The sequence below is a fragment of the Caulobacter sp. ALps2 genome (assembly GCF_058681635.1).
On sequence record NZ_CM178743.1, the window covers coordinates 2,359,473 to 2,374,294 of the forward strand.

Sequence of the window (14,822 nt, forward strand, 5' to 3'; positions counted from 1 at the left end):
TCAGAAGCTGTCCACCCGCATTTCCCAGGGCTTGCTCATCCCCGCCGCCGCGTCCAGCCCGCCGATCACCCAACGCCGTGTGTCGGCAGGGTCGATGACCGCGTCGATCTCCAGGGCGGCGGCCATGCTGGTCGCCTTGCCGGCAGCGTAGAGCCGTCCCACCAGCTGATCGTAGAGCGCCTTCTGCTTCACGGGATCGGTCTCGGCCTCCAGCTCCTTGCGGTAGCCCAGCTTGACCGCGCCCTCCAGGCCCATGCCGCCGAACTCGCCGGTTGGCCAGGCGGCGATGAAGGCCGGCGAATGGAAGCCGCCGCCCGCCATGGCCTGGGCGCCGAGGCCGTAGCCCTTGCGGGTCACGATCGTGAACAGCGGCGAGCGCAGCTTGGCCCCGGCGATGAACTGGCGACTGACCCGGCGCACGGCGGCGGCGTCCTCGCTGTCGGGGCCGACCATGAAGCCGGGGGTGTCGCACAGGCTCAGCACTGGCAGGGCGAAGGCGTCGCACAGCTGCAGGAACCGCGCGGCCTTCTCGGCCCCCTCGCAGTCGATGGCGCCGCCCAGGTGGCGCGGGTCATTGGCGATCAGCCCCATTGTCCGGCCCTCGATGCGGATCAGGCCAGTGACCATCCCGGCGGCGAAGCCGCCGCGCAGCTCAAGGAACGAACCCTCGTCGACCAGGCCGGCGATCAGGGCGCGGACGTCATAGACCCGCAGGCGGTTCTCCGGGATGGCGTTCCGCAGCCGCCGCTGGTCCGGCGCGATCCAGGTCGAAAGCGATCCCTGGAAGTACGACAGCGCCTGCTTTGCCAGCCGGGTGGCGTGGGCTTCGTCGTCGGCCAGGATGTCGATGACGCCGTTGGCCCACTGGCGCGCCGCCGGGCCGATCCGCTCGGGTCGGAACACACCCAGCCCGCCACCCTCGATCATCGCCGGCCCGCCCATGCCGAGGTTGCTGTCGCGCGTGGCGATGATGATCTCCGACAGCCCGGCGATGGCCGCGTTGCCGGCGAAGCAGCGGCCGGCGACGATGGCGATCTTGGGGACCAGGCCCGACAATTGGGCGAAGCTGCGGAACGTCGGCACATCCAGCCCCGCCACCGCCGTGGTGTCGGTGTCGCCCGGTCGGCCGCCGCCGCCTTCGGCGAACCACACGACAGGCAGGCGCTGGTCGGCGATGATCGCCATCAGCCGGTCGGACTTCCTGTGGTTCATCGCCCCCTGGGTGCCAGCCAGCACGGTGAAGTCATAGGCCAGGGCCGCCGTCCGCGCCCTGTCCGGCGAGAAGAGCGCGCCGTTGACGCTTCCGATGCCGGTGATCAGCCCGTCGGCCGGGGTGGCGACGATCAGGTCCTCGGTCGAGCGCCGCCGCTTCTGGGCCGCGATGGCCAGGGCGCCGTACTCCAGGAAGCTGCCGGGATCGACCAGGTCGTCGATGTTCTCCCGCGCCGTGCGGTGGCCGGTCCTGCGGCGCTTGGCGACGGCGTCGGGGCGGGCTTCGTCCAGCGTGTAGCGGTGGCGGGCGATGACTTCGGCCAGGTCCGGGCGGATCGTGTCGAGGTCTTCCGTGACGGCTTCGACGGCCTCACCGCCCGGGATCTCCATCGGCTCCAGGAACACCAGCGGCTGGCCCTCGGTGACGGTGGCTCCGGGCTTGGCGGCGATCTTCAACACCCGGCCGCCCGACGTGGCGTGGACCAGATGCTCCATCTTCATCGCCTCCAGAACCGCCAGGGCCTGGCCGGGGCGGACACGGTCGCCCTCGGCGACGGCGATCGAACCGACCGTTGCGGAGAGGGGCGCGGCGATGGCGACCGAGCCGTCGAGAGTCTCAAACCGAGCGTTGCCCTCCGAAGGCAAAGGTAAGCCGGCGACCAGTTCGGCCGCATGATCCTCGATGAACCGCGTGGTCGGCGTCGCGGGCGCGGCGGCCAAGATCGCCCGCACCAGCGGCGCGGTGGTCGAGACGCCCGCGATCCGGAACTCCGCCAGCGCCCGATCCAGCCGCGCCGAGGCTTCCGCATAGGTCCGCCCGCGCGCGATCACCTTGGCCAGCAGGCTGTCATAAGCGCCGCCGACCGTCGTTCCGACCGCGACGCCGGCGTCGACCCGCACGCCCGGACCGCCCGGCGGGCTCCAGCCGCTGATCGTTCCGCTGGACGGCTTCACCTGGCCGTCGGCGGTCAAGGTCTCGGCATTGATCCGCGCCTGGATCGCGACTCCGAAGGCCGGCGGAACGGTCAGGTCCAGGGGCGCGCCCGCCGCCAGGTCGAATTGCAGCCGCACCAGGTCCAGCCCCGTGACCTCCTCGGTCACCGTGTGTTCGACCTGCAGGCGCGGATTGACCTCCAGGAAGAAGGCCTCGCCCCCGGAGGAAGGATCGGCGTCGGCGTCGATCAGGAACTCCACGGTCGCCAGGCCGCGATAGCCGGCGCACAGCGTCTCGGCGTGCTTCCACAGAGCGGCCCGCAGCGGAGCGGGCAGGGCGGCCGGCGCGATCTCGACCAGCTTCTGGTTCCGCCTTTGCAGCGAGCAGTCGCGGTCGCCGATCGCCAGCACGCGCCGCCCATCGCCGACGATCTGCACCTCGACATGGCGCGCCCGTTCGATCCGCTTCTCGGCATAGAGCCCGCCGTCCCCGAAGGCCGCGAGGGCTTCCCGCTCGCAGGCGGCGAAGGCGGCGTCCAGCTCGCCGGGATCCAGCACCGCTCGCATGCCGCGCCCGCCGCCGCCGGCCCGCGCCTTCAGCATGATCGCGCCATGCTCGGCCTGGAACGCCCGTGCGCCGTCCGGTGAGATCGCGCCCGTCCCCGGGATCAGCGGAACGCCGCGTTCGGCCGCCAGCGCCCGGGCGGCGGCCTTGTCGCCAAAGGTCTCCAGGTGCTCGGGCGAGGGGCCGACGAAGACGATCCCGGCCTCGGCGCAGGCGCGTGCCAGGGCGGGGTTCTCCGACAGGAAGCCGTAGCCGGGATGCAGGGCGTCGCAGCCCTGCGCCTTGGCCGCCGCCACGATCGCCGTGATGTCGAGATAGGCCCGCGCCCCCGCGCCGGGCAGGGCGACCGCCTGGTCGGCGGCGCTGACATGGGGCGAGCCCGCGTCATCGGTCGCGTGGACCGCCACGCTCGCAAGCCCCGCCTCCGCCGCCGCGCGGGCGATACGGACGGCGATCTCGCCACGGTTGGCGATCAGGACGCGGGTGAGGGACATGAGGTTTCCTGCGGGGGCTTCATACGGCCGTTTGAGACACTTTGGCCGGTCCCGCGCGACTCTCCAAGGCTTGACTCCGCCGCGCCGCGAGATCAGAACAAAAGTGGAACAAGGAGTGTGGAATGGCCGGATCGCGCGAGGCGCGTCTTGCGGCCCTGAGAGGCCGGATCGCCGCGATCGAAGCGGGGACTCGGACTCCGACTCCGGTCCTGCCGTTCGGGGATCTGGCCATCGACGGCTGCTTCCCGGGCGGCGGCCTGCCGCTGGGCGGCTGGCACGAGGTGACGGGCGCGGGGCTGGAGGACGAGACCGGCGCCGCCCCGGCCGCCTTCGTCGGTTTGTTGCTCCGATCTCTGTTCTCCACGGGGGTCAAGACCGGCGCGATCGTCTGGGCGGCTCGGCGCAACGACCTGTTCGCGCCCGGTCTGTTTGGTTTGGGCTTCCCGGCCGAGAGACTGATCCAGGTCCGCACCCGCGACGAAGCCGAAACCCTGTCGGTGCTGGAGGACGCCTTGTCCACCCAGGGGGTCGCCGCCGCCGTCGGCGAAGCCGAGGCCCCCGACCTGACCGCCGGCCGCCGCCTGCAGCTGGCCTGCGAGAAGCGCGGCGGCTTCGGGGTGCTGCTGCATCGGAGACCTTACGGCGGACGGGTGGGCGCGGGGCGGGCGGTGTCCGGCTCGGCCTCGTTCAGTCGCTGGCGGATCGGGCCTTCGCCGACCCCGCCGCCGGCCGATGACATCGGCCTGGGCCCGCCGCGCTGGCGGGTCGAACTCGAACGGTGCCGGGGCGGACGTCCCGGCGCCTGGATCTTGGAAGCACAGGAGGCCGGCCATGGCCCGCATCCTTTCCGTCTGGTGTCCCAACTGGCCGATCACGACGTGGCGCCGGCGGAACCCGGGCTACGACACGTCGGCTGAAGCGGCTCCGTTCGCTTTGCTGGCCACGGAAGGCGGCACGCGCCGTCTGGCCGCCGTCGACGACACCGCTCGCGCCCTGAGCCTCAGCGTCGATCAGAAGGCCGCCGACGCCATGGCCCTGGTCCCGAACCTCGTCACCTTCGATCACGATCCCGCCGCCGACCGCGCGGCGCTGGAGGCCCTGTGCGACTGGTGCGTGCGGTTCTCGCCGGCCGTGGCCATCGACGGGACCGACGGCCTGTTCCTCGACATCACCGGGACCGATCACCTGTGGGGCGGGGAGGGCGAGATGCTGGTCGACCTCGCCGCCCGGCTGGCGCGCTGGGGCGTGCCGACGCGGGCGGCGATCGCCGACACGGCGGGCGCGGCCTGGGCGCTGGCCCGCTATGGCGACGACCTGGCCATCGCCGCGCCCGGCGAGCAGCGGGCGGCGATCGAGGGCCTGCCGGTCGCGGCCCTGCGCCTGGAGGACGCCGCCGAAGCCCAGCTGCCGCGCCTGGGCCTGCATCAGGTCGGCCAGCTCTTCGCCCTGCCGCGCGCGCAACTGGCCAAGCGTTTCGGCCTGGTCACGACGCTCCGTCTCGACCAGGCGTTGGGCATGGCCGCCGAGGCCCTGACCTTCCGCCGTCCGGCCACGCCGTGGTTCGACCGCTTGGCCTTCTTCGAGCCGATCAGCGCCCCCGAGGACCTGGCCCGCGTGGCCGGCGACGCCCTGGCCCTGATCTGCGCACGGTTGGAGGCCGAAGGGCGCGGCGCCAAGCGTTTCGAGGTCGTGTTCCATCGCCTGGACGGCCAGGCCTATCCCGTGCGCGCCGGCTTGGCCCGCATCGGACGTGACGCCAAGCGGCTGACCAAGCTGATCATTCCCAAGCTGGACAAGGTCGACCCGGGCTTCGGCATCGAGGTCGTCACCGTCCATGCCACCGCCGTCGAACCCCTGGCCGCCGCCCAGGATCGCCTGGACGCCGAAGCCGGGACCGGTCTGGATGAGACCCTGGCTCCCCTGGTAGACCGCCTAGTCAACCGCCTGGGCGAGGCCCGCGTCTGGCGCGCCGATCCGTACGAGAGCCACGTGCCCGAACGCTCGGTCGTCCGCAACGCCCCCCTCGACCCACCGGTCGTCGCGAAATGGGATCCCGACCGCCCGCGCCCTGTGCGCCTGTTCAAGCGGCCCGAGGCGATCACCGCCATCGCCAAGCTGCCCGACGACCCGCCGATGCAGTTCAACTGGCGCGGCCGCGCCCACCGCGTCCGCCGCGCCGAGGGGCCCGAGCGCATCGGCCAGGAATGGTGGCGCGCTGGGGTCGGCGAGGCGGACACCGGCCCCGACAAGATCCGCGACTACTACCGCGTCGAAGACGAAGTGGGCGGCCGGTTCTGGATCTACCGCCAGGGCTTGTTTGGCGAGGACGAGGCGCCGAAGTGGTGGATCCATGGGCTGTTCGGATGAGCGCCTACGCCGAGCTGCAAACCACCACCAACTTCTCGTTCCTGCGCGGGGCTTCGCACGCGGAGGAGCTGGCGATCGCGGCCGAGGCCCTGGGCCTGTCGGCCATCGGCGTCACCGACCGCAACAGCCTGGCCGGGATCGTGCGGGGCTGGACGGCGGCCAAGACGCGGAACGTTCGGGTGCTCAGCGGCTGCCGGCTGGACTTCATGGACGGGACGCCCAGCCTGCTGTGCTACCCGACCGACCGCGAGGCGTTCGGCCGGCTGACGCGCCTGCTGACCGTTGGCCAGCGCCGGGCCGGGAAGGGCGAGTGCCATCTGGCCTGGCGGGATTTCCTGGAGCATTCGGACGGCCAACTCGGCCTGATCGTGCCGCCGCGGCAGCTGGACGAGACCTTCGAGCAGGATCTCGCCCGCATGGCCGGCGACCTGCGCGGTCGCGCGTGGCTGGCGGCCAGCCGCGCCTATGCCGCGCAGGACCTCAAGCGCCTCTCGCGCCTGGACGAGCTAGGCCGGGCGGCCGGCGCGCCGATCGTGGCGACCAATGACGTGCTCTATCACGGCCCCGAACGGCGACCCCTGCAGGACGTCATCACCTGCGTGCGCGAGCACCGCACGATCCAGGAGGCTGGCTTTCGCCTGGAGGCCAACGCCGAGCGTCACATCAAGTCGCCGACCGAAATGGCCCGCCTGTTCGAGCGCTGGCCGCGCGCCGTGGAACGAACGGTCGAGATCGTCGAGCGGATCGGCTTCGATCTGAGCCAACTGAACGAGCAATATCCCGACGAACCGGTTCCGCCCGGCAAGACGGCGATGCGGCACCTGAGCGACCTGACCTGGTCCGGCGCGGCCTGGCGCTATCCCGGCGGCGTGCCGGAGAAGGTGACCGCCCAACTGAACGAAGAGCTGCGGCTGATCGCCAAGATGGACTACCCCAACTACTTCATCACCGTGCACGACATCGTGCGTGAGGCCCGCGGCATGGGCATCCTGTGTCAGGGGCGCGGGTCGGCGGCCAATTCCTCGGTCTGCTTCTGTCTGGGCGTGACCGCGATCGACCCGACCGAGCACAGGCTGCTGTTCACCCGCTTCATCTCCGAGAACCGCGGCGAGCCGCCGGATATCGACGTCGACTTCGAGCACGAGCGGCGAGAGGAGGTGATGCAGTACGTCTATCGTCGCTACGGTCGCGAATACGCCGCCATCTGCGGGACGGTCATCCACTACCGCCCACGCAGCGCGATCCGCGATGTCGGCAAGGCGTTGGGCCTGACCGAGGACGTCACTTCGCTGCTGGCCGGCACGGTCTGGGGCAGCTGGGGCTCGGGCCTGCCCGAAGAACACCTGCGCAATGCGGGCCTCGACCCCGACGCGCCCGAGATCGCCCGCGCCGTGGCTCTGGCCACCGAGCTGATGGGCTTCCCGCGCCACCTGTCGCAACATGTCGGCGGCTTCGTCCTGACCAAGCGCCGGCTGGATGAGACCGTGCCGATCGGCAATGCGGCCATGGAGGACCGCACCTTCATCGAGTGGGACAAGGACGATATCGACAGCCTGAAGCTGATGAAGGTCGATGTGCTGGCCCTGGGCATGCTGACCGCGATACAGCGGGCCTTCGGCATGCTGCGCGCCGATCACGGCGAGGCGATCAAGGATCTGGCCGACGTCCCCGTCGAGCTGCCAGGCGTCTACGACATGCTGTGCGTGGCCGACAGCGTGGGCGTGTTCCAGGTCGAGAGCCGGGCCCAGATGTCGATGCTGCCGCGCCTGAGGCCTCGGCGCTTCTACGACCTCGTCATCGAGGTGGCGATCGTCCGGCCCGGCCCGATCCAGGGCGACATGGTGCATCCGTACCTGAAGCGGCGGAACGGGATCGAGCCGACCGAAATGCCGGCGCCGTCGCCGGAGCATGGTCCGGAAGACGAGCTAAGGCAGATCCTTGGCAATACCTACGGCGTACCGCTCTTTCAGGAGCAGGCGATGAGCCTGGCCATCGAGGCGGCCAAGTTCACGCCCGACGAGGCCGACGGCCTGCGCAAGGCCATGGCCACCTTCCGCAATCTGGGCACGCCCGACGAGTACCGCGATCGGTTCATCGAAGGCATGACCTCACGGGGGTATGAACGCGACTTCGCCGAGCGGTGCTTCAAGCAGATCGAGGGCTTCGGCCACTACGGTTTTCCGGAGAGCCACGCGGCCAGTTTCGCCAAGCTCGTTTATGTCTCGGCCTGGATCAAATGGGCCTGGCCGGATGTGTTCTGCGCGGCTCTGATCAACTCCCAGCCGATGGGCTTCTACCAGCCGGCCCAGCTGGTCCGCGACGCCCGCGAGCACGGGGTCGAGGTTCTGGCGCCCGACATCCTGGCCAGCGACTGGGACTGCACGCTGGAGGCCGTGACGGCGGGCTTCCGCGCGCCCCGGATCCGCGAGGACAAGATCGCCTGCCAGGACAATCGTCCGAAGTGGAAGGCCGTCCGCCTGGGCTTGCGCCAGATCAAGGGGCTGCGGGAGGAGGGCGACATCAAGCCGTTGCTCAAGGCTCGCGAGGAGGGCGCCCGCACCCCCGGCGAGTTCGCGCGGGGCGGCGTGCCGCAACGCGCGCTGGAGCTCCTCGCCGAGGCGGACGCCTTCGCCTCGGTGGGGCTGTCGCGCCGCGAGGCGCTGTGGGCGGTGAAGGGGCTGAAGGGCGAGCACAAGGCGCCGGTCCAGGCGCCGCTGCTGGCCGACCTGCCGCTGTTCGAGGCCAAGGTCGCCCTGCCGGTGATGGGCGACCCGCAGGAGGTGGCCGAGGACTATCGCACCACCAGCCTCTCCTTGAAGGCCCATCCGGTCGGCTTCTACCGGCCGATGCTGGCGCGGCGCGGGGTGATCACGGCCGAACAGCTGCTGACCATCAAGGATGGCCGCAAGGTGTCGGTGGCGGGACTGGTGCTGATCCGCCAGCGGCCGGGCACGGCCAAGGGCGTGGTGTTCGTGACCCTGGAGGACGAGACTGGCGTGGCCAACGCCGTGGTCTGGAAGGACCGTTTCGAGGCCGACCGCAATGTGGTGATGACGGCCTCGTTTCTGGTCGTGCATGGCCGGGTGCAGCGCGCCGAGAACGTCATCCACGTCGTGGCCGAGGGCTTCATCGACCTGTCGGCGCACCTGTCGACCCTGCGCGACGAGCCCGGCGCGCCGGCGCCGCGCGTGCGCCAGAAGGTGTCCGGTCGGCTGCTACGGAGCCGGGATTTCCACTGACGACCCCACGCGGCGCAGTCCCCAGTAGACCGCCCCGGCCACGATGAAGCTGGGCAGGGTCGCGCCGAGATCGGGGACCAGACGGCTCAACGCCTGGTAAGCGACGACACCGGCGGCCCAGGCCAGCAAGGCCGGCAGGCTCGGACGGGTCTTCGCCACGGCGGCCACGCGACGGCGGACGACGAAGTGGTCTGTCAGCAACACGCCGAACAGCGGCGCGAACACCGAGCCGATCAGCAGCAGAAAGCCCTCGTACTGGGCGATCGGGGCGAAGAGGGCGATGGTCGTGCAGACGCCGCCGAACACCAGGGCCAGGTTGGCGGGTTTGGCCGGGACCAGGGTGGCGGTCGAGACGGCGGCCGAGTGGATGTCGGCGAAGGTGTTGTCGGTCTCGTCGATGACGATCAGGAACAGGGCGATACCGCCGCCGCTGGCGGCCAGGGCGGTCAGCAGCAGGCCGTCGCCGCTTCCCCCATTACTTGTGGCGGACGCCAGGGCGTAGGTCGCGCCCAGGCCCATGAACCAGATATTGGCCAGCAGATAACCCAGGGCGCTGCCCTTGAACATGCCGCCCGGCGAGCGGCCGAAGCGCGTGTAGTCGGCGATCAGCGGCAGCCACGACAGCGGCATGGCGATGACCAGGTCGACGCCGGCCCCGAAGCTCGTCTCGCCCGTCCCGGCCTTGGCGAACAGGGCGGCCAGGTCGTGCTCGGCCAGCAGCCGCCAGCTCAGCCAGCCGGCCCCGGCCAGCAGCAGCCACAGGCCATAGGCGCGCAGGAAACGGCGGACGAACGACAGCGGCCCGACGATGGCCAGCCAGGTGGCGAGCGCGCCGAACACCAGGGTCCAGGCGACGGGGCTGGAGAAGCCGAAGGTCTGCTTGGCCAGGGCGTCGGCGGCGTCGCGCATGGCGATGATCTCGAACGCGCCCCAGCCGGCCAGCTGGACGGCGTTCAGCACCGTCGGGACGGTTGCCCCATGGGCCCCTAGGGTCAGGCGCAGAGCGCCCATCGACGAGAGACCGGTGTCGGCCCCGACCACGCCGGCGGCGGCCAGCAGCAGGGCGCCCAGGACCGAGCCCGTGACGATCGCCGCCAGGGCCGCGCCCAGGCTGAGGCCCGGGACCAGGAAGGCGCCAGCCTGCAAGACCAGCAGGCCGATCCCCAGGCTGAACCACAACGAAAAGGCGTCGCGCGCCGTGAACGCCCGGCGCTCGGCCGGCACGGGCGTCAGGGGGTCATAGGTGTCGTCGAGCTGAGCCATGGCTCCGTTTAGCAAGTTCGTCCGGCCCGCGCGATTGCGGCGTTTATGGCCAAGCTGTGTCGCGAGGGCCGTGAAAGCGTCACCATTCAGTCGAATCAATGTCTGGTTGTGATTGCTCTCTTGGAGTTGAGGCCACGGGGGTGGCGTAGGGGGATTGGCGATGGACTTGAGCCTGATGGCGCTGGGCGGCCTGGCGGCCGCCATGACCCTGGACGCCGCGCCGGATCCGGTTCCAGCAGCGCCGCGCGAGACACCGGTGTCTTGCGAGGACGCCGAGGATGAAGCCGCCAAGGCCAAGTGTCGCCGCGACCGCAATGAGCTGGCGCCCCTGACCGTCGAAGGCGCCAAACCGGGCGATACCGAAGGTCCGATCGAGCCTGAACTGGAGCTGGACGAGGAGGCCATCCGCACGCTGGGGGTCAACACCGTCGGCGAGCTGCTGACCCGCCTGGCCCCGATCATGAGCAACGCCCGGGGCCGCGGCGACGAGCCGCCGGTCATCCTGATCAACGGTCGACGCACGACGGGCAACATGTCCGACATCCCCGCCGAGGCGATTCTGCGGGCCGCGCCCCTGCGCGAGGAGGAGGCCCTGGCCCACGGCTATCGCGCCGATCAGCTGGTGCTGAACATCGTGCTGAAGAAGCGCTTCGACGCGGTGACCGTGACGAACGAGGGCCATTGGCTGGCGGCGGGTGACCGGGCCTCGACCGATCAGCTGGTCAACCAGTTCAAGGTTCAGGGCGAGGGGCGCACGATCGTGACCGCCCGCTATCATCGCGACTCGCCGCTGTTCGAGGATGAGCGCGCGGTGGTCCGCACGCCGGCGGCCGGCAGCGCCGAAGCCCTGGTCGATGCTGTCGTTGGCGGGAGCCTGACCGCCGCGCGCACCCTGCTGCCACGCGCCGAACAGGCCAAGATCGAGGTCGTCCATACCCACCCTCTCGGCGGCGAGACGACGGCGACGCTGGGCGGCGACCTACAGGTGAACAACAGCGTCAGCTTCCGAGGTCTGCCTGGCGTGGCCCTGGATCCGCCGGGCGACGGCGACGTCTACCGTTATCTCGATGTGTCCGAGGCCCTGAAGACCCGCAACGACACCCGCAAGGTCGGACTGGTCGCGGGTCTGTCGGGGCGCAGGGCCGGCTGGCGCTGGACCCTGGACGGCGACGTCGACCGCAGCGAAAGCGCCAGCCGGACCGGGCGGGGCCTGGACACCTCGGCCCTGCGCGCCGCCGTGGCGGCGGGCGAGGTCGATCCGGCCGGGCCGATCCCCGACCGGCTGATCCGTTACGCGCCAAGCGACACCGCCGACTCCGTGGCCACCAGCGCCAAACTGAACATGACCTTGAACGGCACGCTGGCCGGGCTGCCGGCGGGGCGGATGCGGGCCATGGTCCGTCTCGGCGCCGATCATCGCCGGTTCGATTCCGAGAGCGTCCGGTCGGGCGTGCGCGTCGACCAGGTCCTGACCCGCGATCGGGCTGCGCTGCAGACCAGCCTCGACATGCCGTTGGTCGACAAGGCCGGAGCGCTGGCTTTCCTGGGCAAGGTGTCGCTGAACGCCAACGGCCAGTACGAGCAATTCTCGGACATCGGCGGCCTGCTGACGGCCGGCGGTGGGGTGAACTGGACGCCGGTCAAGGGCCTGAACCTGTCGGCCGACTATGGCTGGGAGGAGGGCGAGCCGACGCCGCAGCAGTTGAACAACCCCGTCCAGCAGACCGCCAGCACGCCGGTCTACGACTACGCCACCGGCCAGACGGCGTTCGTCACCCTGATCTCGGGCGGCAATCCGGCCTTGCGGCCCGACAGCCGCCAACTGGTCAAGCTGGGCGTCAACTACAAGCCGTTCGAGACGCGAGACCTGCGACTGTCGACCAACTATATCCGTACACGGATCGATGATCCGATCGCCGGCTTTCCCTCGGCCTCGGCGGAGCTAGAAGCGGCCTTCCCCAGCCGCTTCACCCGTGACGCTCAAGGCCGGCTGACGGCCATCGACACGCGGTCCGTCAACTTCGCCCATGCCGACACCGAGGACCTGCGCTCGCGGGTGACCTATGTCCGGCGCTGGGGCGGCCCCAAGCCCGGGACCGGGCCCAAGTCCCTGTTCGTGGCGCTGAACGACCGCTGGCGGCTGCGCGACGAGGTGACGATCCACGACGGCATGGCCCCGCTGGACAAGCTGAAGGGCGCGTCGCTGGGTCAGTTCAACAGCTCGCCGCGTCACGAGATCAACCTGTCGGTCAATCTGGGCGTACCGGGCTACACCTTTACCGCGGCGGGTTTCTGGCGCAGTCCCACGCGCGTTGATGGCGGCGCGCGGGGGCAGGACCTGCGGTTTTCGACCCCGCCGATCCTGATCCTAATGAGCACCGTGGACCTGGGCGCGAACAAGGCCCTGGCCAAGGGCCGGCCGTGGCTGAAGGGAACCAAGCTGAACCTCAGCCTGGAGAATGTCTTCGACAGCTACATGCACGTCCGCGACAGTCAGGGCCGCACGCCCGAGGCCTACCAGGAGGCGCTGGTGAAGACCGCGGGCGGGCGCGGAGTGCGGTTGGGTTTGCGGAAGCAGTTTTGAGGGAGCGACGGCAGGGCTTTTGCTCTTGCGGAGCGCCTCTTCCGTCACGATGCGGATACGAAGCGAGACGGAGGGGGCGCTTAACGGCTTATTTCCCGCTCCCCGCTCATCGCAGGGTCTTTTCAAGGGCGGCGGTCCAGTTAGGCCAGGATCATGACCTCGCCGCGATATGTCAAAGCGCCTTGCCCCCCCCCGAGGGTAGGCCCCGCCCTCTAAGACGCCCGGATCTTCACCACCTTGGACGGACCCACCTGACGCAGGTCCTCCACCAGCTCGAACAGGTGGGCGCGGACGGCGGCTTCGTCGCCGATCTCGGCCAGGGCGTCCAGGGTCTCCAGGCGCTCGTCCTCGATCACGGGCGCGCGCGACAGGCGCAGGGCTTCCATGATGCCGGGGGCCTTGGGACGGGCGACTTCGTTGACGTCCAGCAGGGTCTCGGTCAGCTTTTCGCCGGGACGCAGGCCGGTGATCTTGATCTCGATGTCGCGGTCCGGGACCAGGCCCTGCAGCTCGATCATCCGCTTGGCCAGGTCGATGATCTTGACCGGTTCGCCCATCTCCAGGGTGAGAACCCCGGCCTCGTCGGCGTCGGTGGCGATCATCGAGAGCGCGACGGCGCGCAGCACCAGCTGCACGGCCTCGGGGATGGTCATGAAGTAGCGCTCGACCGCCGCGTCGGTCAGGGTGACCGGGCCGCCGCGGGCGATCTGCTGTTGGAAGATCGGCACCACCGAGCCGGCCGAGCCCAGCACGTTGCCGAAGCGAACGATGCTGACGCGCATGTCGCCGCCGCCGCCATACTGGCGGGCCACGGCCTCGGCCACGCGCTTGGCCGCGCCCATCACGCTGGTCGGGGCCACGGCCTTGTCGGTGGAGATCAAAGCGAGGTGCGCCGCGCCGCAGGCCTTGGCGGCGGCGGCGACGTTGCGGGTGCCCAGAACGTTGGTGCGCACGCCCTCGCAGGGGTGGTTCTCGACCAGGGTGACGTGCTTCAGCGCCGCGGCGTGGAAGATGATGTCGGGCTTCTGCTCGGCGAAGACGCGTTGCACCCGCGAGGCGTCACGCACGTCGCACAGCACCTCGCGGCGCAACAGCAGCGGGTGGCTGTCGGCGATCTCGCGGTCGATGTGGAACAGGTTGTATTCCGAGGTGTCGACCATGGTCAGGTGGGCGCAGCCGCTGGCGGCGATCTGGCGGCACAGCTCCGAGCCGATACTGCCGCCGGCCCCGGTGACGAGCACGCGGCGGCCCGAGACCAGGGCGCGGACGGGTTCGGGATCGAGGCGCACGGGCGGGCGGCTCAGCAGTTCTTCCAGGCTGATTTCGCGCAGAACCGGGCCTGGGCTGGCCGCGGCGCCCATCTCGACCACGCCGTGGCGGCGCAGCAGGCGCACGCCTTCGGTCTTCAGCCGGCCCAGGCGCTCGGCCCCGAAGGTGCTCATGGCGCTGTCGGTCAGGAACAGGATGGCCGAGGGCGACAGGCCGCTGTCACGGAGCCGGGCCAGCACGCGGTCGAAGTCGGCGATGGCGCCCAGCACGCAGACGCCGCGCAGCTCGTCGCCGGTCTCGCGGTCCAGCGGGGAGACGACACCGATCGGGGTGTAGCGCTCGCCCAGGCCGGCCGGGGAGCGCAGGAAGGCGTCGGCCTCGACCGCCGAGCCGACGATCAGCAGGCGCGGCAGGGCGGGGTGCATCAAGGCTGGGCCCAGGCGCAGCACCGAGTCCAGAAGTTGGCGCTCATGCAGGCTGCGGCGGATGACGCGCAGGGCCGACAGGAAGGTGCCCTGGAACAGGGCCGCGCCCGCCACGGTGCGCAGGCCGCCGTCGATGCCCGGATGGGTGAACCGGGTGATGACCATGAAGGTCGCGGCCGTCAGGAAGGCCGAGCGGAACAGGCGCAGGTGGTCGCTGGCCGAGACGAAGCGCCAGGGCGCGCGCTCGACGCGGAACAGCAGTTCGACGATCAGCGCGCCCAGGCCGTAATAGCCGGCCTGCGCCAACGTGTCCGGCGTGAAGGGCATGTCGATGACGAGGTAGCGGCCCACCAACAAGGCCAGGAAGGCCAGCAGGACGTGCGTCGCGATCTTGCCTGCATGCCCCATGAAACGAACCTCTTGAGCCTGAAGGCCGGGGCGCGCCCCGGTGGAATCGTTCAAGCAACTAGC

Annotated in this window: 7 protein-coding genes; 4 read left to right on the plus strand and 3 right to left on the minus strand. The window is 70.5% G+C overall.

Translation table 11 applies throughout. The features are described 5' to 3' along the window. Positions 1-3,204 carry an acetyl-CoA carboxylase family protein gene (locus tag ACW173_RS11370; RefSeq protein WP_492085435.1) on the minus strand — a complete coding sequence of 1,068 codons (3,204 nt, stop codon included), beginning with the start codon at positions 3,202-3,204 and terminating at the stop codon, positions 1-3. Between the two features lie 122 nt (positions 3,205-3,326). On the opposite strand from ACW173_RS11370, the gene ACW173_RS11375 reads away from it, so the two are divergent. The 3 genes from ACW173_RS11375 to ACW173_RS11385 are packed head-to-tail and all read left to right on the plus strand — an operon-like array spanning position 3,327 to position 8,810. Then, positions 3,327-4,121 (plus strand): ImuA family protein, encoded by a 795-nt coding sequence (locus ACW173_RS11375; protein ID WP_492085437.1) that lies wholly within the window; start codon positions 3,327-3,329, stop codon positions 4,119-4,121. Continuing rightward, positions 4,036-5,571 (plus strand): Y-family DNA polymerase, encoded by a 1,536-nt coding sequence (locus ACW173_RS11380; RefSeq protein ID WP_492085439.1) that lies wholly within the window; start codon positions 4,036-4,038, stop codon positions 5,569-5,571. The genes ACW173_RS11375 and ACW173_RS11380 overlap by 86 nt, the downstream gene beginning before the upstream one ends. Further along, complete coding sequence (locus ACW173_RS11385; RefSeq protein ID WP_492085440.1) at positions 5,568-8,810, plus strand: error-prone DNA polymerase; 3,243 nt, start codon at positions 5,568-5,570, stop codon at positions 8,808-8,810. Before ACW173_RS11380 ends, ACW173_RS11385 begins: the two co-directional genes overlap by 4 nt. Here ACW173_RS11385 and cytX read toward each other — a convergent pair. Continuing rightward, positions 8,787-10,073: a putative hydroxymethylpyrimidine transporter CytX gene (gene cytX, locus ACW173_RS11390; RefSeq protein ID WP_492085442.1), complete on the minus strand. Its 1,287-nt coding sequence runs from the start codon at positions 10,071-10,073 to the stop codon at positions 8,787-8,789. The two genes, ACW173_RS11385 and cytX, sit on opposite strands and share 24 nt — an antisense overlap. A gap of 160 nt (positions 10,074-10,233) precedes the next feature. On the opposite strand from cytX, the gene ACW173_RS11395 reads away from it, so the two are divergent. Continuing rightward, complete coding sequence (locus tag ACW173_RS11395; RefSeq protein WP_492085443.1) at positions 10,234-12,657, plus strand: TonB-dependent receptor; 2,424 nt, start codon at positions 10,234-10,236, stop codon at positions 12,655-12,657. A 212-nt stretch (positions 12,658-12,869) separates the two neighbouring features. On the opposite strand, the gene ACW173_RS11400 is transcribed toward ACW173_RS11395, so the two are convergent. After that, positions 12,870-14,759, minus strand: a complete 1,890-nt coding sequence (locus ACW173_RS11400) for a polysaccharide biosynthesis protein (protein ID WP_492085445.1) — start codon at positions 14,757-14,759, stop codon at positions 12,870-12,872. Positions 14,760-14,822: the final 63 nt, after the last annotated feature.